This is a genomic window from Agrobacterium sp. 10T429 (genome assembly GCF_056393925.1).
The window spans coordinates 552,380-576,989 of sequence record NZ_JBFTGV010000001.1; the positions used below are offsets into that span (position 1 = coordinate 552,380).

Consider the following 24,610-nt stretch of genomic DNA (forward strand, 5'->3'; position numbering starts at 1 on the left):
GTTGGAAAAACAAACTGCAGATTGCCACTATTCGGGCGAGGACGCTATTTCGAAAGCGCCATCCGCTTGTCGAAAGTAAGCATGAGCGCTTTCAGTTCCGGCTCGTTAACCCGTTTGGCGGCCTCTTCGGGAGTAACCCATTCAAGCCGTCTGGAATCCTTCTCGGGAAAGCTGTCCTGCAGCTCCGCCACTTCGAGCAGATGTACCTGAACCTTGCACAGCACATTGATGCCGCTGTTCAGCTTTTTCTCATACTCATAAAAGCCGAACGGGGCCTTATCCACCCTGCCTTTGACACCGGCTTCCTCGTAGGCTTCCTGTTCGGCAACGGCATGCGCCTTCTTGTTGGCCATGGGCCAGCCTTTGGGAATGACCCAGCGCCCCGTATCCCTGCTTGTCAGCAACAGGACTTCCGGCTCACGATGTTTTTTGGACGATCGATAGCACAGCGCTGCGTATTGCTGTCGCGGCGGTCTGCGCAACATCAAGCCTACATCTGTCGCCAATCGATTCAAAATCTTCAATCCGTGTGGATCCTTCTTCGCCTGTTAGTCGTAACTGCTAATATAGATATCCTTTATGTCCCGCCAATCCCCTCTCACGCATAACCCACGATTGTCTTCATGCGGTTGAAGATCGTAGGCAGCAGGGGATGTGGCAGGGGTGCGAACGAAGGCTTTGCCCGGTACGTAACCGTCAGCGACCGATCGCGGAAATACTGCATTTTTTCTGTTTTACGCTATTCAGAACGCAAAACCGCTATGAATTATTGCCGGAACTGCGTTGGCCAGCGTGCAATCCCCAATTCTGGAGACCTTCGATCACACCGTCAGCTTCGGTCGCGCGCGAGAGGAAAAAACGGCTGTCATTGTTCGCCAGCGAAAGAAGCTCCGGCAAGGCATTGCCAACGATCACACCGCGAATACCATTCAACTCGAACATCGCCCGATCGTTGCCAGTATCGCCCGCAACCACTGATTCGTCGAGACCAATGTGCAGTTGTCCACATAACCACGCCAATGCCGCACCCTTGTCCGCGGCCTTGGGTAATATGTCGAGGTCGCGGTTGCTGGAATAGACGATCCGGGCATCGATATCCGCCGCAACGAGCGTGGCTTCGATATCACTGAGCATCTTCTCATCCGCACCATGCAGGAACCAGCTGGATTTGAGGCCATGCTGATAGCGTTCCGCCTGCATGGTCACACCCGGCAGGCCGGCCATGACATCGGCGATCTTTTTCCGGTCGAAACCCGTACCGAGCGAATGCGTATAGGCGCTTTCAAGCTCGCCCCGCTCTCTTGCGTGCAGCATGGTGCCGACCCCGCCGATAATGTAGTCGGGCCTCGGCAAAGGGACGTCTTCCAAGAGGGCGAGCTGGTCATCGACCAGCCTGCCGCTATTGAAGACCAGAACCGGGCGAAGATCGTCCGGCAGCGAATGCCAGAAATCGCGGAACCGGCGCGTAGCGGCGTTATCGCCGACGACGGTTCCGTCGAGATCGGTGGAAAACAGGCGAAGCGGTTTCAGTCGCCGTCGTTCCATGGCTCTGCCCAATCGGATTCTTCCAGAACCGGCATCAGCGGCCTGCCTTCCACCAGCGCCAGCAATTGCTGCGCGATTCCCGTCCAGGTGAACAGGCTGCGCGCCTTGTGCGCCCCCATGCGGGAAAGCCGCCCATACAGCCGCTCGTGCTTGAACGGCTTCATCATGGTGATGCCGAGGTCTTCCTTATCGAAAGGATCGGCAAACAGCGCGTGGCGGCCGTAGCTGACGGCGCGGAACAGCCCGCCGTGGATGGTTACCACGGTCGGTGTTCCGCTCGCCATCGCCTCGATTGCGGTCATGCCGAATGGCTCGTAACGGCTCGACAGAACGAAAAGATCGGCTGCCCGGTAGATATCAGGCAAATCCTCGTCCTCGACGTAGCCGGAAAACGCCACCTTGTCCTCCAGCCCGAGCGATTTGACCCGCTCTTTCAGCTGATTGAGAATGGTGGTTTCCTGCTCGTCCATATTCTCGCCGCCGACGGCCAGATGAAGGCGGGCTTCCGGTTCGCGCGCCGCAAGAACCGAGAAGCCGTCGATCAAAAGGTCGTAACCCTTGTTGGTGGCAAGGCGTCCAAGCGCCAGCACCACCTTGCCCTCGAAACCGAAACGCTGCCGGATCATTTGCCGCGTCGCATCCGAGACGGGGAAGAATCGGTTGTCGTCATAACCCGGCGGAATCATGTGGATGTGCTTGCGCTTCAGACCGTAATCTTCGATCAGCACGTCGAGTTGCACCGGCGTCGTCGCAATCACCATGTCGCAACTGCGATAAATGATGAGTTCGTGCTGGATACGTTCCTTGAAATTGAACTCAAGTTCGAAGGTATCGGCCTTTTCCGGGTAATCGGTTTCCATCTGGCGTTTTTTCCAGAGGCCGAGCGAATGCGGCGTGTGCAGATGCGGGACTTTCAGCGCCTCGGAAAGCCGCTGCCCGGCAACGCCCGCATCCCAGTAGTGGCTGTTGATGAAAGAGTAGTTGAGGTTGTTTTTCTTGATGAAGCGCAACGCGTTTTCGCACCATTCCATCAGGTGGCGGTGCAGATATTCCTTGGGAATGAAATCGCGCCCGCCGCAGGGAATGCGCACCACACGGACGCGCTCGTCAACCTCGTCGAATTCCGGCTGGTCTTCGAAGCGGCGGGTATAGAGATCAACGGTGTAACCGAGCTGGCCGAGTTTGCGTGCAAGCTCAAGCACATAAACCACTTGTCCCCCGGTGTCCGCTGCGCCAAGTGGCGGGTGCGCGGCGACATAGCCATGCGTCGATATGAGAGCTATCCTTGGATAGCGTTCAGTTTCGCTCGTGGTCGTCATGGGTCCCATCTTGGTAAATTTTTCCAATTAACCCCAGAAAAAGACCAAAGAGGACAAAAGGTTCCATAAAATCTGAAGAAAAGCGATGCCGCATTTCGTCTGAAGCTGTTTTCAGGCGTTGCGCTGCTGTTGTCGCAGGCGTGAAATCCGGTCCCATTTCCTTGCCTGATGCGCCTTTGATGTGGTGTCCACGATGAAATCGATATGGGTTTCCGCCGCAGCCCTTGCCCCTGCCGCATTACCGCCCGCAATGGCCTCGTGGATGGCGATATGCTGTCTCAGCACCTCGTCATGCGCACCTGCGACACTGAATATGAGATGGCGGTTATAGAAGATGTCGTCGCTCAGGAGCCGGTAGCAGGACCGCAATGTGTGCATCAGCACGATATTATGTGCCGCCTCGCCGATGGCGTTGTGAAATTCCACATCGCTTGCAAGTTCTTCTTCGAAGCGGCCAGCCTCATGGGCCTCCCGCATTTTTTCGACGATAGCCGCAAGGTTGCGCCTGTCCGGTTCAGTCGCCCGCTGTGCCGCAAGTTCGGCGGTCATGCCTTCGATATATCGGCGATATTCCAGAAAATCCCGCGTTGCGCGGCTGTGGCGTGTGATCAGCGCGCTCAAGGGATCGGAAAAGACCGGCCCGACAATATCGGCCACATAAGTCCCACCGCCGTGCCGGCTGGTGAGAAGGCCGCGCGTTTCGAGTTCCTTCAGCGCTTCCCGCAGGATTGGCCGCGAGACATCGAGCTTCTGCGCCAGTTCACGCTCGCCGGGCAGCCGGTCGCCATCCCGCAATATGCCGTCGAGGATCAGTTCCTCGAAACGTAAGATCACCTCCTGCGATGTGCGGCTATGCTCTATTCGGGCGAACAGTGTTTCGTCCATCGCAACATTCTCCGGCGAAGTCCCGCCCCGTAATCGATGGGGCAAATTATCAGCGAAGCATCGCACTGGTCAAATATTCTGTCCAGTTCTGCCGTAAGCTCTGCGCCATGCCTGCGGCAACACGGCACCTGCCTTTTTAAACTGGCTTTTGTTAAAGCACCCGCACAGGGTGGTGATGGCGGCTTTTCTCCGTCAGGTGCATCAAAACAATTACATCTGCTTCGATTGCGGTGTCGTCATCGCGATGGATGTTCTAGAAAACCGGCGAAACAGGCGGGGACGATATCGCAATGGCCAAGGGTAGATTTGCTTTCGCAAGCGCGCCGGAAAGATCGCTGGCTCTCGGCGAGGTTCATGCGCGGCCGACCGTGCTTCTCGCGCCGTCGCGCATCATCGTCCAGCTTGCCTTCATGATGGATGGCGGTTCTGCCGTGCATCACTCGGTCATTGCGGAAATGTCGCGTAGCCGGGGTGTCGCGCCGCCGGAACGCGATGCCCGCCACCATGCCATGCCCTGGGGGCAGGGCACGCTGCGCTGGGAGCGGCATACCGAATTCTCGACATGGTTCTGGGATGGCCCCGCGCCGGAAAAATTCGGCGGCGATATTGTCGGCGATCCGTTCGGCGACGGTTTTTCACCACCCGGCTCCCTGATATCAGGCATACGGCTGGAAATCCGTCCAGAGGGCGCAACGGCTCCCAATGCGGAGACCATGTTCGAGCCGACGAGCCTCTGTTACAGCGACGTGCGCGACGGGCAGGCGGCGATCCTCACCGATTTCCGTCAGGATCGCGACGGGTTGACGCAGATATTGGTGATCGACCGTGGCTTGAGCGATTACAGCCGCGGTGCGCTGGTGCAGCGGCTGCTGGATATCGAGACCTATCGCACGCTCGCCATGCTCGGACTGCCGATGGCGCAGACGCTGTCGCCGGAAATCCGTCGCATCGAAGATGGCCTGACGGGAATCACCCAGCGCATGAAAAACGGCGCGCGCGACGAGGCCGATGCGCTGCTGGCGGAGATGACCCGGCTTGCGGCGGAACTGGAAGCCAATGCCGCGCTCAGCCTCTATCGTTTTGGCGCCAGCCGCGCCTATGACGGCATCGTGCGTGAACGTATTCGCGCGCTTGCGGAAACGCCCGTTCAGGGGCACGAGACCATGGGCAGCTTTCTGGAAAGGCGTCTGGCGCCCGCCATGCGCACCTGCCAGTCGGTCGAGGAGCGGCAGGCCAACCTGTCGCGCAAGCTCTATCGCGCTACGGCACTCGTCAGAAGCTGGATCGACGTGGAACTGGAACGGCAGAACACGGTGCTCCTGAACACCATGAACAAGCGCGCCGCCATGCAGCTTCGTCTGCAGCAGACGGTGGAAGGCCTGTCGGTCGCCGCCATCTCCTATTATGTCGTCGGATTGATCGGTTATCTCACCAAGGCGATCAGCCACGATGTGCTGCCGGTTGATCCCGCCGTGGTCACCGGCCTTTCCGTTCCCTTTGCCGTCTTTGGCGTCTGGTGGGTGGTGCGCCGCATTCGCCGCTCCCATGTCGAAGGCGGGCACTGAATACCGGCGTCAATCATGCTCCCAATAGGGTGAGGGGCCGTAAAGTCCGGCGAGATAGTCGATGAACAGCCGCACCTTCGCGGGCAGGAACTGGCGGCTTGGATAGACCGCCGACAGCGTGACGTTTCGCGATCCCTCATAGCTGGGTAGAACCTGCACCAGCCGGCCGGCGCGCAATTCGTGGCCGATATCCCAGGTGGAGCGCAACGCAATTCCCAGTCCCGATATCACCGCCTCGCGGATCACTTCGCTGGAATTGGTGACCAGCATGCCTTCCGGGCGGATGCTGAGCGCCCCGCCCGGTCCTTCCAGTCGCCAGATATCGTTGTTGTGGGCCGGCAGGCAGCGGTGCTTCTTAAGGTCCTCGATCGTCGCCGGCATGCCGTGGGCAGTGACATATTCCGCCGAGGCGCATAGCACGCGGCGCACCGGCGCCAGCCGGCGGGCGACGAGGCTGGAGGAATTGAGATCGGCGATGCGGATCGCCAGATCGTAACCGCCTTCGATGATATCGATGAATTCGTCGCTGAGCACCAGATTGACCGACAGGTCCGGGTGGCGCTCCATGAACGTCTTCAGATGCGGCGCAATATGCATGCGACCGAAGGAGGTGGGAGCTGAGATTTTCAGCGTGCCGTTGACGGTGTTTGCGCGCCCAGACACGAAATCCTCGGCATCCTCCAGCCCTTCCAACACGGCAAGTACCCGTTCGTAAAAGCCCTGGCCCGCTTCGGTCAGTGAGATCTGCCTTGTCGTGCGCTGGAACAGCCGTGCGCCGAGCTTTTCTTCCAGCCGCTTGATGCGCTTGGAAATAACAGCGGGCGAATAACCAAGCTCCTTGGCGGCAAGCGACATGCTGCCGGAGGCGGCAACGGTTGCGAAGACCTCCAGGTCGCCCAGATTTGTCACAGTTGCCTCCCGATTATTTCCAGAACGGAAAAAATCCTTAGCATTTGATTGCGCTCCTTCAAAGTGGTAAAGAAACAATACCACTTGGCAAGACGTGCATGGAGGAGGGGGCGGTGACGCAGCCGATCAAGTTTCTGGAGCCGCGTGCGGCGGTTTTATCGAGCCGTGACCGCATCATATCCGATCTGAAGGATATCCTGGCCGAGGACTGTCTCGTGCACGAGCCGCGTGAGCTCGTGCCTTTCGAGACCGACGCTTTCGTCTCCTACCGCCGCCTGCCGCTGGCCGTCGCCTTGCCGAAGACCACCGAAGAGGTCGCAGCGGTGATGAAATATTGTCACCGTTACGGCATTCCTGTCGTGCCGCGCGGCGCGGGCACCTCGCTTTCCGGCGGCGCCATTCCGCAGGAAGATGCGGTGGTGATCGGCCTTTCGAAGATGTCCGCGATCCTCGAACTCGATTTTTACAATCGCACGGCAAGGGTACAGGCGGGCGTCACCAATCTCTCCATTTCCGATGCGGCCGGTGCGGAAGGCTTCTTTTATGCGCCGGACCCAAGCTCGCAGCTTGCCTGCACCATCGGCGGCAATGTCGGCATGAATTCCGGCGGTGCGCACTGCCTGAAATACGGTGTCACCACCAATAATCTGCTCGGCGTAAAAATGGTGCTTGTCGATGGCACGGTGCTGGAGCTGGGCGGCAAGCATCTTGACGCCGCCGGTTACGATCTTCTCGCCCTCATTTGCGGTTCGGAAGGCCAGCTCGGCATCGTCACCGAGGCGACGGTGCGGCTGATTGCCAAGCCGGAGGGCGCGCGCCCGGTACTGTTTGGTTTCGAAACCTCCGAAGAAGCTGGCTCCTGCGTGGCCGATATCATCGGCGCGGGCATCATTCCTGTCGCCATCGAATTCATGGACAAGCCGGCAATCGAGATTTGCGAGGCCTTCGCTAGGGCCGGATATCCGCTGGATGTCGGCGCGCTGCTGATTGTCGAGGTCGAAGGCTCGGAGGCGGAAATGGACGCCATGCTGGCCGATATCGTCGCCATTGCGAAAAAACACGGCGTGAAGACGGTCAGGGAATGCCAGTCGGCCATGGAGGCCGCTGCGATCTGGAAGGGCCGGAAATCCGCTTTCGGCGCAACGGGCCGCATCGCGGACTATATCTGCATGGATGGCACGGTGCCGCTTTCCCAGCTTTCCTATGTGCTGAAAAAAACAAGCGAAATCACCGACCGCCTCGGCCTTCGCGTCGCCAATGTCTTTCATGCGGGCGATGGTAACATGCATCCGCTGATCCTGTTCAACGCCAACGATCCGCAAGACGCCGCCCGGGCCGAAGAGGCGGGCAATGAAATCCTGAAGCTCTGCGTCGATGCGGGCGGTTGCCTCACCGGCGAACACGGTGTCGGCATCGAAAAACGCGACCTGATGCGGCACCAATATGCCGAGGCTGATCTTGCCCAGCAGATGGCGGTTCGCGCTGCTTTTGACGAGGGTTGGTTGATGAACCCTTCCAAGGTGTTTCCGCTGGAGGGGAGGGGATGATGTACTTTAGCTTTGTAGCCTTGGTGGGTGCGGCTCACCCCTCCGTGCCCGGCAGGGCAGAGGAGGGTATCTCTTGCTCGGAGCGCACCCCATGCTGACCCCCTATGCAGAAACCCAGGTCGCCGACATCATCCGCGACCACACAACCCGAAAAACTCCGCTGAAAATCATCGGCGGCAACACCCGCTCCGGTTTCGGCAATGCGGTCGAGGCAGATGAAACGCTTTCCTCCCGCGCAATGTCTGGCATCATCGCCTACAACCCTGCCGAAATGGTCATGACGGTCAAAGCAGGCACACCGCTCGCCACCGTCGAGGCCGCCCTTGCCGAAAACCGGCAGATGATGGCCTTCGAGCCGATGGACCACCGCCCGATCATGGGAACTTCAGGCGAGCCGACCATCGGCGGCGTCTTTGCTGCCAATGTTTCCGGCCCGCGCCGTTATGTGGCTGGTGCGGCGCGTGACAGCCTGCTCGGCATCCGTTTCGTCAATGGAAAGGCGGAAGTCATCAAGGCGGGTGGCCGGGTGATGAAGAATGTCACCGGGCTAGATCTTTCGAAGCTTCTGGCGGGTTCACACGGCACGCTCGGTTTTCTCACGGAAGTAACCTTCCGCGTGTTGCCGAAACCGCCAGCGGAAAAAACCGTGGTTGTCTCCGGTCTGGACGACGAGGCCGCGACGCGGATCATGGCGGCAGCGATGGCGATGAGCGTCGAGGTTTCCGGTGCGGCCCATCTGCCGGAAAGCGTTCGCTCCCATTTCATCGCAGGCGCTCTGCCGGAAGGTCCGGCGACAATCCTGCGGCTGGAAGGGCTCGGGGCTTCCGTCGAGGCGCGCGCGGCGAAACTCCTTTCCGTCATGGATCGGGTTGGCCCATGGGCGCTGCTGGAAGGCGAGGAGAGTGCTGTTTTATGGCGGCAGGTGCGGAATGTCGCGCCCTATGCCGGGCAAGATGCCAAACCGCTCTGGAAAGTCTCGGTCGCGCCGAGCGAAGGCCACAGGCTGGTTGCTGCCTTGCGCATGGAAGCGGGCATCGATGCCTTTTATGACTGGCAGGGTGGTCTCATCTGGATGCAGATGGAGGCGGACCCGGAAGCGGAATTGCTGCGCGGTGCCATCCGCGCGCTCGGCGGCGGGCACGCCACCTTGATGCGGGCGAGCGACGCGGTGCGCGCCACCGTGCCGGCATTCGAACCGCGCCCGGCGGCGGAGACCATATTGTCTGCGCGCATCAGGGAAAAGCTCGATCCGGCGGGCATCTTCAATCCTGGCAAGATGGGAAGGGCCGTCTGAACCATGCAAACATCCTTCACGCCCGAGCAGCTGGCTGATCCGCATGTGGCGGAATCCGAAAAAATCCTTCGCAAATGTGTGCATTGCGGCTTCTGCACCGCCACCTGTCCCACCTATGTCACGCTTGGCAATGAGCTGGACAGTCCGCGCGGCCGCATTTACCTCATCAAGGACATGCTGGAAAATAGCCGCCCGGCGGACCGCGAAGTCGTCACCCATATCGACCGCTGCCTGTCCTGCCTTGCCTGCACCACCACCTGTCCGTCCGGCGTCGATTACATGCATCTGGTCGATCACGCCCGCGCCCATATCGAACAAACCTATAAACGTCCCTTCATGGACCGCCTGACCCGCAATCTTCTGGCTGCAGTTCTGCCTTATCCCGGTCGCTTCCGGCTGGCCTTGCATCTGGCACGGATCACGCGACCCTTCGCCGGTGTGCTCGCGAAGTTTCCCGCGCTGAAACCGCTGCAATCCATGCTCGCTCTCGCCCCGGCTTCCGTGCCCGCCGTTTCAGCTTCTGCCCGTCCGGGTGAACGGTCAGCCGAAGGTGAAAAGCGTGGACGTGTCGCCATTCTTACCGGCTGCGCCCAGCCGGTGCTCGATCCTGGTATCAACGAGGCGACGCTGCGTCTTCTGGCGCGGCTTGGCGTCGAGGTTGTCGTGCCGAAGGGGGAAGGCTGCTGCGGATCGTTGGTGCATCATATGGGGCGCGAGGCCGAGGCGCTCGCCGCCGCCCGCCGCAATGTCGATGTATGGATGCGTGAAATGGAAAATGGTGGCCTCGATGCCGTCATCATCACCGCATCCGGCTGCGGCACGACCATCAAGGACTACGGCCATATGCTGCGGCTTGATCCGGCCTATGCGGAGAAAGCCGCACGGGTATCGGCACTCGCGAAGGACATCACCGAATATCTTGCCACGCTCGACCTGCCGCAAAAGGAAAGCCAGGGCCTGACGGTTGCCTATCATTCGGCCTGCTCCATGCAGCATGGCCAGAAGATCACCATGGCACCGAAGCAATTGCTGAAAGCGGCTGGTTTTACCGTCCGCGATCCGGCGGAAGGGCACCTCTGCTGCGGGTCGGCCGGAACCTACAACATCATGCAGCCGGAGATCTCAGGAAAGCTGAAGGCGCGCAAGGTGAGGAACATCGAGGCCACACGCGCGGATGTCATTGCCACCGGCAATATCGGCTGCATCACGCAGATCGCGACTGGCACGGAAATGCCGATCCTGCACACGGTCGAGCTGCTGGACTGGGCTTATGGCGGACCGAAACCCGCGAGGCTTTTGGCTTAGAGCGCCGTTCGCTTGTAAGGGCCATGGGACCCGACACAAGGTTCGGGCCGGTGCGTCGTTCGCTCTGCTCATCCTGTGACAAGCACAGGAGTGGGGTTTGAGGGTAGCTTGGCACCCTGTCGGAAAGCGCCCTCTATTTCCATCCCAGCTTTAGAACTTGTAGGCCACGCCGAAGTTCACCGCATTGGTGATGATATCGGTTTTCAGCTTGCCGCCATTGTCGATATCCACGTCGATAAAGGAGTAGGTGCCTTTATATTCCACGAAGGTCGACCAGTTGTCGGTTATGCGGTAGCTGAGGCCGGCCTGCGCCTGCAGGGTTGCGCCACCGAACTGGTATTCGAAGGTTTTGCCGGAAGCCCGGGTAACCTCCACATGCGGCACGTTGATGCCAACGCCCGCGCCCACGTAAGGCGTCAGGCGCCAGGTCTCCAGCGGGAAACGATAGAGCGCGTTCAGCGTCAAAAGGTTCAGGCCGTCGGTGAACTCGAAATGCGACCAGCCGGAACGCGCCAGCGTCTGGTCGTCGGCATAGACTTTGTCGTGGGTGTAATCGAGCGAGATGCCGAGATTGTTGAGCTGGCCTTCCTCGAACCAGTAGGTGCCGCGCACCCCCCAATAGGCAGGGCTCGAAAATGACTTGCCTTCCCACCCCGCCCGGAAGTCCGTTCCGTCCGAAACCGTGACATCGCTGTGCGGGGCGCTTTGCCAGCCGCCGTAACCGGAAAATTCAAATTCCCCCGCGATTGCGGAAGAGAAGGAAACGCCGCTGAGCAGCAGGGCGCAAAGAATGGAAACGTGGCGCAGCATGGGGAGAATCCAGTTTGGTGTTGAGGACACACCAAACCGCTTTTTAGTAACATTTAAATGACAGAAACGAAAAACGGGCGGTCAGTTGACCACCCGTTTCAAGGCCGTTCCATCATCCCCCTGAGAGAGGTCCGGCGCCTGGCGTCCCCCGCCAAGTCTCCTTCAATCAATCTAGTAGCGATTGTACCGCTGCGGGGCATCAATTCAAGCGCGATCTGCCGTGGTGTCGGCTGCAAGTCCGCGTATTAGCGGCACCGTTGCCGTCATATCACAATGACTGTTGTTCCGACGTTCACACGCTCGTAAAGATCGGTGACATCCTCGTTGCGCATGCGGATGCAGCCTGAGGAATTGTTGCTGCCGATCGTCCAGGGCTGGTTGGTACCGTGGATGCGGTAAAGCGTGGAGCCGAGATACATGGCGCGCGCGCCCATCGGATTGGCAGGGCCGCCTTCCATGAAAGCCGGAAGGTAGTGTCCCTTCGTCGCTTCGCGGCTGATCATTTCTTTCGGTGGCGTCCAGCTCGGCCATTCCGCCTTGCGCGTCACCTTGTGCGTTCCGGCCCATTCGAAACCGGGCTTGCCGACGCCGACGCCATAACGGCGGGCCTTGCCATCCGCCATGACGAGATAGAGGAAGCGGTTCGGCGTATCGATGACGATGGTGCCGGGCTTCTGGGTGGTCTGGTAGCTCACGATCTGGGGCAGGAATTGCGGGGCGATCTGCGTGCGCACCGGCGCATTCGGGCGAACGGCGGCGTTCTGTACCCGGGCCGGGCGCTGCGAGGTGACGCCGGAGCTTGGGCGCTGTGGCATGGTGGCCTGGCGCTGTTGGAAGAAAGGCTGGCGGGCTGCTGGCGCGCGCGGGTAAACCACGGGCCGCACATTGCCGCCACCAAGCTGCGTTACCCAGGGGGCGGAAAGGTCTGGACTGACGACGACAGGCGGGCGCTCCCGGTAACGCTCACCGGCTGCGGCGGCCGGGGCGGCGAAGGTGGAAACGAGGCTCAGCGCCAGAAAAACGGACTTCATCGTCATCGGGTGGACTCTCTCTGCGGTATGTCGCAACAATAGCAATTGCGGGATCATTCGCCCGCCTTGCCGGCTACGTTCGCACCTTGACGCCAGCGAATCGTAAATGGCTGTTCATTAAAAAGCGCTTGATTAGAAAAAGCTGGATTTAAGGTTAGCGACCCGTTTTGAAACGTGGTGAATGAGTGGTAAGTGCGCGCATCACGCCGGTCACAGGCGGGAGCGAAAAAGGGTGGTTGCGGGATGAACGAGGCGGGACTTGAAACGGGCGCGGATGGCCGCGTGCGGTGTTTCTGGCAGCAGGGACTTGAGGATTACAGCCGCTACCATGACGGAGAATGGGGTTATCCCGTCACCGACGATCGCCGCCTGTTCGAGAAGATATGTCTCGAGGGCTTCCAGTCCGGGCTCTCTTGGCTGACGGTGTTGCGCAAGCGCGAGGCTTTCCGTCTTGCCTTTGCCAATTTCGAATTCGAAAAAGTGGCGCAGTTCGGTGAAGCCGACATTGAGCGCTGTGTTGCGGACAAGGGCATCATCCGCCATCGAGGCAAGATCGTGTCGACCATCAACAATGCCCGTCGCGCCATAGCGCTCCGGGACGAATTCGGTTCGCTTGCCCATTATTTCTGGGGGTTCGAGCCTTCCGCCGCAGAAAGGCCGCAAAGGCTGGACTATGCGACGTTAAGGGCCAACCCCACCAGCGACGCGTCCATTCGTCTTTCCAGGGATTTGAAAAAGCGCGGCTGGACCTTCGTCGGCCCGACGACCGTCTATGCATTCATGCAGGCCATGGGTATGGTCAACGATCATATCGAAGGCTGTCATTGCCGTGAGCCGATCGAGGCCATGCGGCGGGAGTTTGTACGTCCATGAAAGCAAAGTCCCTTCTTCTGGCTTTTGCCATGGCCGTGGCGGCCGTACCGCATCCATCCCTTGCGGAAAGCCGCAACGTCGACGGCATCTGGCTGGACGACGGCGAAAGGCTCAAGGAAGTTGCCCTGCCGCCCACAGGGCCGTTGAAACTAGATGGCTGGACACGGCGCGGCCGTGGCGATGTCTACCGCCTGAAGGTCAAGGCCGGGCAGACGATGAAGGTCGAGCTTACCTCTTCCAGCGAATTCGTCCTGATGGCGATCTTTGATTTTTCGACGCCGGATCAGGACGCGATCTTTTTCAGCGACTCCGAAGGTAAAATCGCCACTTTGACGCCGAAGGCGGATACCGAATGGCTGATCCGCCCGACGCTTATCCTGGGATCACCGCGTCGCGGGCTCGGCGCGCATTATATCCTGACGGTCAGCACTCAGAAATAACGGCCCGCCGCACCTTCAGGCCGTTTGCGTCAGCGCGATCAGGCCGAAGCTCAAGATTCCAAGCAGCACGAGCGAGAGGCTGGCGGCGACGATGACCTTGCCCCCGGCATGGCGAAGGCTGCGAATGTCGACCGACAGTCCAAGTGCCGCCATCGACATGATGGTGAGGATGTTGGAGAGCGAGGCGAGGGGGCCTAGCAGAACATCGGGAATAAGGCCGAAGGAACGGGCCATGATCATCAGCACGAAGCAGATGATGAACCACGGAACCATCTGCTGCAACTTCAGCCGGCCCTTGCCGGACTGGCCGTGGATGACGGAGAGGGCAGCAATGACCGGCCCCAGCATCAGGACGCGTATGAGCTTGACGATTGTCCCGGTCTGCACCGCAACGGCGCCGAGCGGGGCGGTGGCTGCTAGCACCTGCGGTACGGCATAGACCGTCAGGCCCGCGAAGATGCCATATTGGGTGGCATCAAGACCGAGAAGCTGCGGCAGAAACGGCATCAGCAGAACGGCGGCGACACCGAGAACGGCTGTAAAAGCAATCGATGCGGCGACATCTTCTGGCTTGGCGCCAATGGCGGGCGCTGCCGCCGCAATGGCCGAATTGCCGCAGATGGAATTGCCGCAGGCGATAAGGGTTGCGAGTTTGGGTGGCAGCCCTAGCATCCGCCCGGCGGCATAGCTGAAGATCAGCGAAAGGGCGACGATGACAGCGATGCCGCCGATCAGCAAACCGCCGGCGCCTTTTAGAATGGCAAGGCTCAAGGATGCGCCAAGAAGCGCCACCGCAATCTCGAGCAGGGTCTTGGCACTGAACTTGATGCCGGCCGAAGCAACCGCTGGCAGCGACACGAGCGAACGCAAAAGCGTACCGATCAGAATAGCCAGCACCAGATCGCCGAGCCATGCATGTCCGGCAAGCCGCACCTGAAAGCGTTCCGCCAGAATGGCAGCGCAACTGACCGCCGCGCAAAGCAGAATGCCCGGCAGAAGCGGGGTCAGCGAGCGAAAAGAAGACTGGAAGGGATGAGTGAGGGTGCGATGCTGTGCCATGGCCAGACAATGCCGGAATGGCCTGTTTTATTCTATCAAATAATATGGCATATATTATTCGATAAAATCGAATGAAAAAGCCATGACCTTTGAACAACTCCGCATTTTCATCGCCGTCGCCGAACGGGAGCACCTGACAAGGGCCGCGCGGGCGATCGGGTTGACCGCCTCGGCCGTCAGTTCCGCTATCAAGAACCTCGAGGCATTTTACAATGTCGAGCTGTTCCATCGCGTCGGCCGCAATATCGAATTGACCGAAAGCGGCCGGGTGTTTCTGGGTGAGGCCAGGGCGACGCTGGCGCGCGTGCGCAGCGCCGAACTGATTCTCTCCGAAATGGGCGGTCTGACGCGCGGCGAAATCACCGTATGCGCCAGCCAGACCATTGCCAGCTACTGGCTGCCGCCGATCCTCATGCAATTCAAGAAGCTTTATCCGGGTGTTACGCTGAAACTCGATATCGGCAATACGAAAACGGTAACTCAGGCCGTGCTCGATGGGCTGGCTGAGGTCGGCTTCATCGAGGGCAAGATCGACGAGCCGGCGCTGATGGTGCAGCCCGTGGTATCCGACAAGCTTCTGGTCGTCACCGGCTCCGCCCACCCCTTCGCCGACGGTCGTTATCTCACCACCCTCGATATTCTATACGGAACGTCCTGGGTGTTGCGCGAACAGGGTTCCGGCACCCGCTCCGCCTTCGAGGCGGCGGTGCGGCAGATGGGTGTCGACCCGGCAGATCTTTCCGTGATGCTGGAACTGCCCTCCAACGAGGCCGTGGTGATGGCGGCACGCTCCGGCGGCGCGGCGACGGCGGTTTCCGCCTCCGTCGCTTCCCTGTTCTTACGACAGGGATTGTTGGTCCGCGCCGGCATCGATCTGCCCGCCCGCAATTTTGCTCTGTTGCGCCACAAGGAACGTCACACCAGCCGTGCCGCCATGGAACTGGAACGCCTCAGCCGTGCCGCCTCGGAGGACTACAAGGCCGGTCTTGCCGGTTTGTAGGTCGAAAGGCCGCGCGGCATTATCGGGATCGCGGTGCGCGGGCAGAGCCTATCACGTCAGCTCATGCGCAACGACGTGATGAACGATTCGATAGTCCCTGCTTTCCTCTCCCAACGGAACGAGTGGCCATTCCCATGCGGCGGCCGGCGCGGACAGATCAACACCGTGCAGCAAGTCCTCGTGCTGGTGCAGGCTGCCGTCTTTGCCGATAACGTCAAAGGATGTGTCCGTTATCAGGCACACCTTGCAGGGAAGGGCGGCCAGCGCATCCAGATGCGTCTGAATGAGCCTCGGCAAAAGGTCATCAGGCGCGCCGGCAATCTTCTCCCGCTCCAGCCGATGCCGCGCGCCGGTGCCGATCTGTGACAGGAGGTTGGCCGAGACGACGAAATCCAGATAGGGCACCCGCCGCAGGAACTCGAGCGGTTCCGGTTCTTTACCTGCAACGATGTCGTCAAAACCGGAAAGATCGCGGTTGACGATGCGCACATTCTTTTTGGAATTGAAGCGTAGCTTCGCCTGCACGCTGGCAAGATGCACCAGATCGACCAGAACCACGGTATCGAACATCGCCACCAGCGCATCGTATGGCACGTCGCGCAGCAGACCCGACCCGAGCACCACCGCCGTCCGTCTCTGTTTGAGTTTTCTCGCCGATTGCAGCACAAATTGCTGGCTGTTGTTTTCATGCTCCGCCCATGCTGTTGCGCAGCGATTGGCGCGCGCCCATAGATTGACGGAATAGCGGATATGCGGCCGGAATGGTTTCGGCGTGGCCGCACGCGTGGCGGCATATTGCAGGGCTTCGAGGATCATTGATGCCTAACGGTAAATTTCGCGGCGATGGCCAATTTCCACCACCAGCACGACAAGCTTGTGGTCCTGTATATCGCAGATGATACGGTAATCGCCTACCCGGTAACGCCAAAGCTGCCGAGTTCTGAGCCTTGCAGGGCGGCACCTGTCTGGCGGGGATTGTCGTCCTGGACGACCCGGTCCGCCAGAAAAGAAACGATGCGGTTCGCGTCCTGCTTTGCCAACTTTCCAAGCTGTTTGACGGCTCGGTGCTGAAATTCAATTTTCCAGGTCAAGATCGCGCATCACTTCTTCCAGATTATAGGTGCGCTCTTTATTGGCAATGCGCTGTCGCGTCGCCTCTTCGGCTAGATAGAGATCTTCCATATCCTCGATATGTTTCTCAATCGCCTCGCGGATATAGTATGCGGACGTACGGCCCGTGCGCTCGGAAAGCGCTTTCAGCCGTTCATAGGTCTCGTCCGGCAGGCGGATGGCAGTCTGTTTGCTCATTGCTTGCGCCCTTTTCGACTAAAATGGGATACATGCATCCCATATAGCATTGTTTGCCCCGTGCGGCCAGTGGAACCAGAGGCTTTGCGGCTTGCCGCACCGGGCTTCATCATCTAATACACCGGCATAATTTCAGGAAAATATCGGATCGGCATCATGAGCGAAAAAGCAAAAAAGCCTCAGAAACTGAAAGCCCGCCTGCCGCGTGGCTTCGTGGACCGTTCTGCTGCCGATATCCATGCCACCAATGAAATGATCGACAAGATCCGCAAGGTCTACGAGCTTTACGGCTTCGATCCGGTGGAAACACCGCTGTTTGAATATACCGATGCGCTCGGCAAATTCCTGCCTGATAGCGACCGTCCGAACGAGGGCGTATTTTCGCTGCAGGATGACGACGACCAGTGGATGAGCCTGCGTTACGATCTCACTGCACCGCTTGCCCGCCATGTCGCGGAAAATTTCAACGAAATCCAGCTGCCCTACCGTACCTATCGCGCCGGTTATGTGTTTCGCAATGAAAAGCCCGGCCCCGGCCGCTTCCGCCAGTTCATGCAGTTTGATGCCGATACGGTCGGTGCTGCCGGTGTGCACGCCGATGCCGAAATGTGCATGATGATGGCCGATACGCTGGAAGCGCTTGGTATTGCGCGCGGTGATTATGTCATCCGCGTCAACAACCGCAAGGTGCTGGACGGCGTCATGGAGGCCATCGGCCTTGGTGGCGTGGAAAATGCCGGTCGTCGCCTGAACGTGCTGCGCGCCATCGACAAGCTCGACAAGTTCGGCCCTGATGGCGTGAAGCTGCTGCTCGGTCCCGGCCGTAAGGATGAGTCCGGCGATTTCACCAAGGGTGCGGGTCTCGGTGAAGAGCAGATCGAAAAGGTTCTGTTTTTCGTCGGCATCAAGGATTATGTGGAAAGCGCCGATGATCTTGCAAAACTGGTTGCGGGCACATCCAAAGGCGCGGAAGGCGTCGATGAACTGAACATCATCGGCTCTCTGGTTTCCGGTGCCGGTTACGATGCGACGCGTATCAAGATCGATCCCTCCGTCGTGCGCGGTCTCGAATATTACACCGGCCCTGTCTATGAGGCCGAACTGACCTTCGACGTCACCAACGAAAAGGGCGAAAAGGTCGTCTTTGGCTCGGTCGGCGGTGGCGGCCGTTATGATGGTCTCGTCTCTCGCTTCATGGGTCAGCCGGTTCCGGCAACAGGCTTTTCCATCGGCGTTTCCCGTCTGATGACGGCCTTGAAGAACCTCGGCAAACTCGGTCAGGTCAAGCCGCTCGCCCCGGTTCTCATCACCGTCATGGATGGCGATGTGGACAGCATGGGCCGTTACCAACGCTTCACACAGGCGCTGCGTGCCGAGGGCATCCGCGCCGAAATGTACCAGGGCAACTGGAAGAAATTCGGCAATCAGCTGAAATATGCCGACCGTCTCGGCTCCCCCATCGCCATCATCCAGGGCGGTGACGAGCGCGCCGAAGGCGTCGTGCAGATCAAGGATCTGATCGAAGGCAAGCGCCTCTCCGGCGAGATCGAGGACAATGCCAGCTGGCGCGAAGCGCGGGTGGCACAGATCACCGCGCCGGAGACGGAACTGGTGGCGAAGGTTCGCGAGATTCTGGAACATCATGCAGGGGACGTTCGCCGCGCCGCTGAAGGGCGCTGAGGCGATGGCGATCCTCGCGCTCGATCACCTTCAACTGGCGATGCCCGTCGGCCGGGAAGACGAGGCGCGAGCCTTTTATGGCGACCTGCTCGGCTTTGCGGAGCAGGCGAAACCCGCCAATCTGGCGGCGCGCGGCGGATGCTGGTTCTCATCTGAACCGATAAAACTCCACCTCGGCATCGATCAGGATTTCAGACCTGCCAGGAAAGCCCATCCTGCCTTTCTGGTAGACGATCTCAATATCTTGCGAAAAACACTTGAAACTGCAGGCTACCATGTGGTTGAGGATGAGCCGCTCGAAGGATATCACCGGTTTTATGTCCTTGATCCCTTCGGAAACCGCATCGAAATGATGCAGCCGCTCGAACCGTGACGAAAAGTACCGTTCCATGCCCCTGATCGACATGCCGGAATTTTCCGGAGAGCTACTGGAAGAATTCGCCGCGCGCCGCACAAGTCGTGTGAATACGCCTGTCATCCAGCCTGCCGAACCGTTTCTGGATATGGCGGGCGAGGATTTGCGCCGGCGTATTTTCATGACGGAGAGCGAGACAGGTGAAAGCCTTTGTCTGCGCCCGGAATTCACTATTCCCGTCTGCCTGCGCCATATCGAGACAGCGACGGGTACGCCGAAGCGTTACTCCTATCTGGGTGAGGTCTTCCGCCAGCGCCGGGAGGGTGCGAACGAGTTTTATCAGGCCGGCATCGAGGATCTTGGCGATACCGATATCGCCGCCGCCGATGCCCGCGCCGTGATTGATGCAACCGCCATTCTGAAACGCCTTCTGCCTGGCCGTTCGCTCGCCGTCACGCTGGGCGACCAGCAGGTGTTCGAGGCGGTCGTTGCAGCGCTCGGCCTGCCGCTCGGTTGGCAGAAACGGCTGGTGCAGGCTTTCGGCGATATGGCGCAGCTCGACGCGCTGCTGGAAAGTCTTGTGCACCCCAAGCCCATGACCGGCCTTGACGCGCGGGTCGCCGGCCTTCTGGCGACGGGCGAAGAGGCGGTGCTGGTCGATTATCTCGACACGGTAATGCAGGAAACCGGCTATTCCACCAATGCCAGCCGCTCGCCGCAGGAAATCGCCCGCCGTCTGCGGGAAAAGCTGGCGCTTGCCGCCACGCGTCTGCCGGATGAGAGTTTCGAACTGCTCAAGCAGTTTCTGGCCCTGCAGGCGCCCTTGCCGCAGGCCTCGCAAGTTCTGGCCGATTTTGCCGCAAAGGCTAAGCTGAAACTGGACGGTGCGCTTTCCGCTTTCGATAAGCGTGTCGCGGCCCTTGCGAATGCCGGGGTCGATCTCGAAACAGTCAGCTACGGCGCGGCCTTCGGCCGTCCGCTCGATTATTATACTGGACTCGTTTTCGAGGTGATGGAAGAAGGTAGCGATAGCGTTCTGGCCGGTGGTGGCCGTTTTGACCGACTGCTGACGCTGCTTGGCGCGCAGGAAAAAATACCGGCCGTGGGCTTTTCCCTCTGGCTGGATCGCATCGAAACGGTGCGCGGGAGCGATAAGCCATGATCACCATTGCCTTGCCCTCCAAGGGCCGGATGAAGGAAGACGCCTCCGCCGTTCTGGAACGCGCCGGGCTGAAGGTCGCAGCTGTCGGTAACGACCGGTCCTATCGCGGCCGCATCGAAGGGCGCGACGATATCGAGATTGCCTATCTCTCAGCCTCCGAGATCGCCCGCGAAATTGGTGCTGGCAGCGTGGATTTCGGCGTGACGGGTGAAGACCTGGTACGAGAGGGGCTGACCAACGCCGATGCGCAGGTGGAATTCTGCGCCCGCCTCGGTTTCGGCCATGCCGATGTCGTTGTCGCCGTGCCGGAAATCTGGCTGGATGTGGACAGCATGGCCGATCTCGGCGATGTGGCCTCGGAATTCCGTGCCCGTCATGGTCGCCGTTTGGCAATCGCAACCAAATACTGGCGGCTGACGCAGCAGTTCTTTTCGCGCCAGCACGGCATTCAGCTTTACCGTATTGTCGAAAGCCTTGGCGCCACCGAAGGTGCTCCGGCGGCAGGGCAGGCGGATATCATCGTCGATATCACCTCCACCGGCTCGACGCTGAAAGCTAACCACCTGAAAATCCTCTCCGACGGCATCATCGTCCGCTCGGAAGCCTGTTTCGTGCGCGCCCGCAAGCCGGACCACGAAGGTGATCCGGCGGTTCAGGAGATCGCGGCGCGAATAAAAGCGGCTGTCTGATAGCATAAAAGAAAAAAGCCGCCGGAGCGATCCGGCGGCTTTTTTCTTGGTCAGCCTATGGGTTCAGGCGCGGGCGGTAACGAAGCCGCGCTTTGCGTCGACGGAGTAGGCGCCTGCACCGAAGGTTGCGAGCAGGATATAGGCGCCGGCAAGGGTGATGTTCTTCATCAGCATGATGCCGTTCAGTGTGTTGATCCAGCCGAGAGCAGGCTCAGGCCAGCCGGGAACGGCAACGGTGCCGCTGTGGAATACGAGGCCGGTGAACACGCAGAATGCTGCAAGCGCCCATGCGGCGATCTTCGTCTGGAAACCGGCGAGAATGGCAAGACCGGCAACGAGTTCGAACAGGCCGGCAAGATAGGCAAGCGCGGTTGCGGCAGGCATGCCGGCGCCCGAGATCATGCCGGCAGTGCCAGCCGGATCGGTGAGTTTGCCGAAGCCGGAATAGATGAAGATGAAGGAAAGCAGAATGCGGGCGATGAGAACGAGAGCGTTCTGGCTGCTGGACATGGAGTATCTCCGGTAAGTGATCGGCGTGTCGCCGGTTAAACTGCAAGGTGATGTCTGGAGATATCAATGACCGAAAATCATGCATCTATAAAGATGAACAATAGAAGACAAATTGTCTTCATTTTGTGAACGACCAACAATGTCGTTCAATGACATTGAGCGCGCATCCCCGTTTGAACGGGACCATTCGACTCGATCTATCTATTTGTTTTAACAAATTTTCCTGACATAAAGCCGCTGCGCAGTTTTACTGGAAACGCGCTAGGCGGCGAAGCGCATATCCTCGAAACGCGGAAACAGGAAGAGCCCCGAAATGCGCCCTTGCTGGCCGATCTCGAAACCCGAGGATTCGCCCATGCAAATAAGCGGCTGCCGCATTGCCGGCAGGGTGAACAGGCCGGTGGAAAAGCAGAAGCGTGAGGGTGCGGCGGAAGCCTGTTCGAAAATTTCGAGCACGCGGTCGTGGTGACCCCGATCATAACAGCGGATCAGGCTGAGCAGGCCGCACTCACCCTGCGGCAGCCCATGCATGAAAGATGCATGTTCGCCAAGCTTGATGACGCCGCTCGAAAGATCGCCGCTCCATTCCTCCGAAATAAAGAAATGCGAGAGGGTCTGAGTATCCGGCATGGTTGTCGCGGCCGCAGGCAGAGCATCGTTGCGTCTTGATATTTCGAACAAATCGCGCCCCCGCATGAACATCGTACCAGCGCTGCAATCTCAAGCGTCGCTGCCAAGTTGATTTTTCATCGCCATCCGCATTCGAGCGTGCCTGCCAAGCATCGAACCCCTTCAATGCTTGCATCCCGCCGCTGCACCCTCACGGGCGCTGACTTATAGTTTATTTTCTTCTACCCACAACAACCTGTCAGAGAGAAAATCAAAAATAATATGTATTCCTTCATCGTAATCGCGAAATATATGAAAAAAAGACAACCAAATGTCGTGCTTATAAACTGGAGAGGGCGAAAATCCGCCCCATCGGCAATTGTGATTCGCCTCTATCGGCACCCGATTATTGCACGCGCTGCCAAAAACAAGCCGACTAAAGTTATCGCTGTTTCAAAAAGAGACAATATTTTTTAAGCCCGATCCCGGCAAGTGAAGATATCGCGCCAGCTGTCCCAAGGGGCATGGGCGGCAACGAAAAAGGGCGATCCGAAGACCGCCCTTTCGTATTCCAGTGACAGGACTGATTGGAAGTCCATGCCGCCCGTCTGGCGCGCTTGCGACGCCAGATCACCAAAAGGCATGGGCGGCAACGAAAAAAGGGCGATCCGAAGACCGCCCTTTCGTATTCCAGTGACAGGACTGATTAGAAGTCCATGCCGCCCATGCCGCCGCCAGGCATCTGGGGCATTGCCGATTCCTTCTTAGGAAGTTCGGCGATCATGGCTTCGGTGGTGATCAGCAGCGAAGCAACCGAAGCTGCGTTCTGCAGAGCCGTGCGAACAACCTTGACCGGGTCGACGATGCCGAGCTGGATCAGGTCGCCATATTCGCCGGTCTGGGCGTTGTAGCCGTAGTTGTCTTCGTTCCGGTCGAGGATCTTGCCAACAACGATGGAAGCTTCGTCACCTGCGTTTTCTGCAATCTGGCGAACCAGAGACTGCAGAGCCTTGCGGACGATGTTGATGCCGGCTTCCTGGTCGTCGTTCTCACCCTTGACGGTGATCTTCGTGGAAGAACGCAGCAGGGCAACGCCGCCGCCCGGTACGATGCCTTCCTGAACAGCAGCGCGCGTCGCGTTGAGAGCGTCGTCGATGCGGTCCTTCTTTTCCTTCACTTCAACTTCCGTCGAACCGCCAACGCGGATCACGGCAACGCCGCCAGCGAGCTTGGCAAGACGTTCCTGCAGCTTTTCGCGGTCGTAGTCGGAAGTGGTTTCTTCGATCTGCGCCTTGATCTGGGCAACACGGCCTTCGATGTCGGACTTCTGGCCAGCACCGTCAACGATCGTGGTGTTTTCCTTGGAGATCGAAACCTTCTTCGACTTGCCGAGCATGTCGAGGGTAACGCTTTCGAGCTTGATGCCGAGATCTTCGGAAATGACGGTACCACCGGTCAGGATGGCGATGTCTTCCAGCATGGCCTTGCGGCGGTCGCCGAAGCCAGGAGCCTTGACGGCAGCGATCTTGAGGCCGCCACGCAGCTTGTTGACGACGAGCGTTGCAAGGGCTTCGCCTTCTACGTCTTCAGCGATGATGACGAGCGGCTTGCCGGTCTGAACGACAGCTTCGAGAACAGGCAGCATGGCCTGGAGGTTCGAAAGCTTCTTTTCGTGCAGAAGGATGTATGCGTCTTCGAGGTCCGCAACCATCTTTTCCGGGTTGGTCACGAAGTAAGGCGACAGGTAGCCGCGGTCGAACTGCATGCCTTCGACGACTTCGAGTTCGGTTTCAGCGGTCTTGGCTTCTTCAACGGTGATGACGCCTTCGTTGCCGACGCGCTGCATTGCTTCAGCAATGTCGAGACCGATCTGACGCTCGCCGTTTGCAGAGATCGTGCCGACCTGTGCAACTTCTTCCGAAGTGTTGATCTTCTTGGCCTTGGCCTGAAGGTCCTTGACGACTTCAGCAACGGCCAGATCGATACCGCGCTTGAGGTCCATCGGGTTCATGCCGGCAGCAACTGCCTTTGCACCTTCGCGAACGATGGCCTGGGCCAGAACCGTTGCGGTGGTGGTGCCGTCACCGGCGATGTCGTTGGTCTTGGAGGCAACTTCGCGAACGAGCTGTGCGCCCATGTTCTCGAACTTGTCTTCGAGTTCGATTTCCTTGGCGACCGAAACGCCGTCCTTGGTGATGCGCGGTGCGCCGAAGGACTTGTCGATAACGACGTTACGACCCTTCGGGCCGAGGGTGACCTTCACTGCATCAGCGAGAATGTCGACGCCCTTGAGCATCTTTTCGCGCGCTGTGCGGCCGAATTTGACTTCTTTGGCTGCCATTTTCAAAACTCCTGGTTTCGAATGGCCGGACGGGGTCCGGCTTGAAATTTAAGGAAACAATGGGTGCGGCGAAATCAGCCGATGATACCCATGATGTCGGCTTCCTTCATGATCAGAAGGTCTTCGCCGTCGAGCTTGACTTCGGTGCCCGACCACTTGCCGAACAGGACGCGATCGCCAACCTTGACGTCGAGAGCGACGACCTTGCCGGCCTCATCGCGAGCGCCGGAACCGACGGCGACGATTTCGCCTTCCTGCGGCTTTTCCTTGGCGGTATCGGGAATGATGATGCCGCCCTTGGTCTTTGCTTCGGACTCAACGCGACGAACGACGACGCGATCATGAAGCGGGCGGAAATTGGTGCTTGTCATTGC

General features: G+C 59.2%; 25 protein-coding genes and 1 pseudogene. 11 read left to right on the forward strand and 15 right to left on the reverse strand.

The genetic code is table 11. The features are described 5' to 3' along the window. Positions 1 to 44: 44 nt before the first annotated feature. The 4 genes from AC1DCP_RS02660 to AC1DCP_RS02675 all read right to left on the reverse strand — a co-directional run bounded on the left by AC1DCP_RS02660 (position 45) and on the right by AC1DCP_RS02675 (position 3,749). Positions 45 to 485, reverse strand: a complete 441-nt coding sequence (locus AC1DCP_RS02660) for an NUDIX hydrolase (protein WP_065658320.1) — start codon at positions 483 to 485, stop codon at positions 45 to 47. A gap of 274 nt (positions 486 to 759) precedes the next feature. Continuing rightward, entirely contained in the window at positions 760 to 1,530 is a 771-nt protein-coding gene (locus AC1DCP_RS02665; RefSeq protein ID WP_019564256.1) for an HAD-IIB family hydrolase, read from the reverse strand. Then, positions 1,527 to 2,873: a glycosyltransferase family 4 protein gene (locus tag AC1DCP_RS02670; protein ID WP_004432251.1), complete on the reverse strand. Its 1,347-nt coding sequence runs from the start codon at positions 2,871 to 2,873 to the stop codon at positions 1,527 to 1,529. Before AC1DCP_RS02670 ends, AC1DCP_RS02665 begins: the two co-directional genes overlap by 4 nt. 102 nt (positions 2,874 to 2,975) lie before the next feature. Beyond that, the gene (locus AC1DCP_RS02675) at positions 2,976 to 3,749 is read right to left on the reverse strand and encodes a FadR/GntR family transcriptional regulator (protein WP_112153182.1); all 774 of its coding nucleotides are present in this window, start codon (positions 3,747 to 3,749) and stop codon (positions 2,976 to 2,978) included. 290 nt (positions 3,750 to 4,039) lie between these two features. On the opposite strand from AC1DCP_RS02675, the gene AC1DCP_RS02680 reads away from it, so the two are divergent. Next, complete coding sequence (locus AC1DCP_RS02680) at positions 4,040 to 5,314, forward strand: DUF3422 family protein (RefSeq protein ID WP_065688321.1); 1,275 nt, start codon at positions 4,040 to 4,042, stop codon at positions 5,312 to 5,314. A gap of 9 nt (positions 5,315 to 5,323) precedes the next feature. On the opposite strand, the gene AC1DCP_RS02685 is transcribed toward AC1DCP_RS02680, so the two are convergent. Further along, positions 5,324 to 6,223, reverse strand: a complete 900-nt coding sequence (locus tag AC1DCP_RS02685; protein WP_004432244.1) for a LysR family transcriptional regulator — start codon at positions 6,221 to 6,223, stop codon at positions 5,324 to 5,326. A gap of 98 nt (positions 6,224 to 6,321) precedes the next feature. Between AC1DCP_RS02685 and AC1DCP_RS02690 the strand changes: the two genes are divergently transcribed. From AC1DCP_RS02690 to glcF, 3 genes are all read left to right on the forward strand, one after another. Next, positions 6,322 to 7,770 (forward strand): FAD-linked oxidase C-terminal domain-containing protein, encoded by a 1,449-nt coding sequence (locus AC1DCP_RS02690; RefSeq protein ID WP_404944505.1) that lies wholly within the window; start codon positions 6,322 to 6,324, stop codon positions 7,768 to 7,770. A gap of 91 nt (positions 7,771 to 7,861) precedes the next feature. Beyond that, on the forward strand, positions 7,862 to 9,064 hold the full coding sequence (gene glcE, locus AC1DCP_RS02695) for a glycolate oxidase subunit GlcE (protein WP_065688320.1): 1,203 nt from the start codon (positions 7,862 to 7,864) through the stop codon (positions 9,062 to 9,064). Positions 9,065 to 9,067: 3 nt separating this feature from the next. Then, a complete protein-coding gene (gene glcF, locus AC1DCP_RS02700; RefSeq protein ID WP_065688319.1) occupies positions 9,068 to 10,369 on the forward strand; it encodes a glycolate oxidase subunit GlcF in 1,302 nt (433 codons plus the stop codon). Between the two features lie 150 nt (positions 10,370 to 10,519). On the opposite strand, the gene AC1DCP_RS02705 is transcribed toward glcF, so the two are convergent. Beyond that, the gene (locus tag AC1DCP_RS02705; RefSeq protein ID WP_065688318.1) at positions 10,520 to 11,179 is read right to left on the reverse strand and encodes an outer membrane beta-barrel protein; all 660 of its coding nucleotides are present in this window, start codon (positions 11,177 to 11,179) and stop codon (positions 10,520 to 10,522) included. A 263-nt stretch (positions 11,180 to 11,442) separates the two neighbouring features. Next, positions 11,443 to 12,216 carry a L,D-transpeptidase gene (locus AC1DCP_RS02710; RefSeq protein ID WP_065658316.1) on the reverse strand — a complete coding sequence of 258 codons (774 nt, stop codon included), beginning with the start codon at positions 12,214 to 12,216 and terminating at the stop codon, positions 11,443 to 11,445. A 237-nt stretch (positions 12,217 to 12,453) separates the two neighbouring features. On the opposite strand from AC1DCP_RS02710, the gene AC1DCP_RS02715 reads away from it, so the two are divergent. Next, entirely contained in the window at positions 12,454 to 13,083 is a 630-nt protein-coding gene (locus tag AC1DCP_RS02715) for a DNA-3-methyladenine glycosylase I (RefSeq protein ID WP_004432231.1), read from the forward strand. Then, positions 13,080 to 13,523, forward strand: coding sequence for a hypothetical protein (locus AC1DCP_RS02720; protein ID WP_013635544.1), 444 nt, complete (start codon positions 13,080 to 13,082; stop codon positions 13,521 to 13,523). The genes AC1DCP_RS02715 and AC1DCP_RS02720 overlap by 4 nt, the downstream gene beginning before the upstream one ends. 15 nt (positions 13,524 to 13,538) lie before the next feature. Here AC1DCP_RS02720 and AC1DCP_RS02725 read toward each other — a convergent pair whose 3' ends face one another. Next, entirely contained in the window at positions 13,539 to 14,582 is a 1,044-nt protein-coding gene (locus AC1DCP_RS02725; RefSeq protein ID WP_065688317.1) for a YeiH family protein, read from the reverse strand. A gap of 82 nt (positions 14,583 to 14,664) precedes the next feature. On the opposite strand from AC1DCP_RS02725, the gene AC1DCP_RS02730 reads away from it, so the two are divergent. Then, the gene (locus AC1DCP_RS02730) at positions 14,665 to 15,582 is read left to right on the forward strand and encodes a LysR substrate-binding domain-containing protein (RefSeq protein WP_476774123.1); all 918 of its coding nucleotides are present in this window, start codon (positions 14,665 to 14,667) and stop codon (positions 15,580 to 15,582) included. 51 nt (positions 15,583 to 15,633) lie between these two features. Here AC1DCP_RS02730 and AC1DCP_RS02735 read toward each other — a convergent pair whose 3' ends face one another. From AC1DCP_RS02735 to relB, 3 genes and pseudogenes are all read right to left on the reverse strand, one after another. Further along, positions 15,634 to 16,398 carry a hypothetical protein gene (locus tag AC1DCP_RS02735; RefSeq protein WP_065688315.1) on the reverse strand — a complete coding sequence of 255 codons (765 nt, stop codon included), beginning with the start codon at positions 16,396 to 16,398 and terminating at the stop codon, positions 15,634 to 15,636. 6 nt (positions 16,399 to 16,404) lie between these two features. Beyond that, positions 16,405 to 16,673, reverse strand: a pseudogene (locus AC1DCP_RS02740) (type II toxin-antitoxin system RelE family toxin). Next, on the reverse strand, positions 16,657 to 16,890 hold the full coding sequence (gene relB, locus AC1DCP_RS02745) for a type II toxin-antitoxin system RelB family antitoxin (RefSeq protein ID WP_004432214.1): 234 nt from the start codon (positions 16,888 to 16,890) through the stop codon (positions 16,657 to 16,659). Before relB ends, AC1DCP_RS02740 begins: the two are co-directional and overlap by 17 nt. Before the next feature lie 156 nt (positions 16,891 to 17,046). On the opposite strand from relB, the gene hisS reads away from it, so the two are divergent. Genes hisS through hisG form a run of 4 tightly spaced genes read left to right on the forward strand, consistent with a single transcriptional unit; the run spans position 17,047 to position 20,776 of the window. Next, positions 17,047 to 18,570, forward strand: a complete 1,524-nt coding sequence (hisS, locus tag AC1DCP_RS02750) for a histidine--tRNA ligase (protein WP_065688314.1) — start codon at positions 17,047 to 17,049, stop codon at positions 18,568 to 18,570. 4 nt (positions 18,571 to 18,574) lie between these two features. Then, positions 18,575 to 18,943 (forward strand): VOC family protein, encoded by a 369-nt coding sequence (locus tag AC1DCP_RS02755; protein WP_065688461.1) that lies wholly within the window; start codon positions 18,575 to 18,577, stop codon positions 18,941 to 18,943. A 16-nt stretch (positions 18,944 to 18,959) separates the two neighbouring features. Further along, positions 18,960 to 20,087 (forward strand): ATP phosphoribosyltransferase regulatory subunit, encoded by a 1,128-nt coding sequence (locus AC1DCP_RS02760; RefSeq protein WP_004432209.1) that lies wholly within the window; start codon positions 18,960 to 18,962, stop codon positions 20,085 to 20,087. Next, entirely contained in the window at positions 20,084 to 20,776 is a 693-nt protein-coding gene (gene hisG / locus AC1DCP_RS02765) for an ATP phosphoribosyltransferase (protein ID WP_065688313.1), read from the forward strand. Before AC1DCP_RS02760 ends, hisG begins: the two co-directional genes overlap by 4 nt. A gap of 63 nt (positions 20,777 to 20,839) precedes the next feature. Here the strand turns inward: hisG and AC1DCP_RS02770 are convergent, their stop codons facing one another. From AC1DCP_RS02770 to groES, 4 genes are all read right to left on the reverse strand, one after another. Then, the gene (locus AC1DCP_RS02770; RefSeq protein WP_013635551.1) at positions 20,840 to 21,286 is read right to left on the reverse strand and encodes a DoxX family protein; all 447 of its coding nucleotides are present in this window, start codon (positions 21,284 to 21,286) and stop codon (positions 20,840 to 20,842) included. A 261-nt stretch (positions 21,287 to 21,547) separates the two neighbouring features. Further along, positions 21,548 to 21,982, reverse strand: coding sequence for a hypothetical protein (locus AC1DCP_RS02775; RefSeq protein ID WP_025592588.1), 435 nt, complete (start codon positions 21,980 to 21,982; stop codon positions 21,548 to 21,550). A 619-nt stretch (positions 21,983 to 22,601) separates the two neighbouring features. Further along, complete coding sequence (gene groL / locus AC1DCP_RS02780; RefSeq protein ID WP_004432205.1) at positions 22,602 to 24,236, reverse strand: chaperonin GroEL; 1,635 nt, start codon at positions 24,234 to 24,236, stop codon at positions 22,602 to 22,604. A gap of 74 nt (positions 24,237 to 24,310) precedes the next feature. Further along, positions 24,311 to 24,607, reverse strand: a complete 297-nt coding sequence (gene groES, locus AC1DCP_RS02785) for a co-chaperone GroES (RefSeq protein ID WP_003494080.1) — start codon at positions 24,605 to 24,607, stop codon at positions 24,311 to 24,313. Between the last annotated feature and the right edge of the window lie 3 nt (positions 24,608 to 24,610).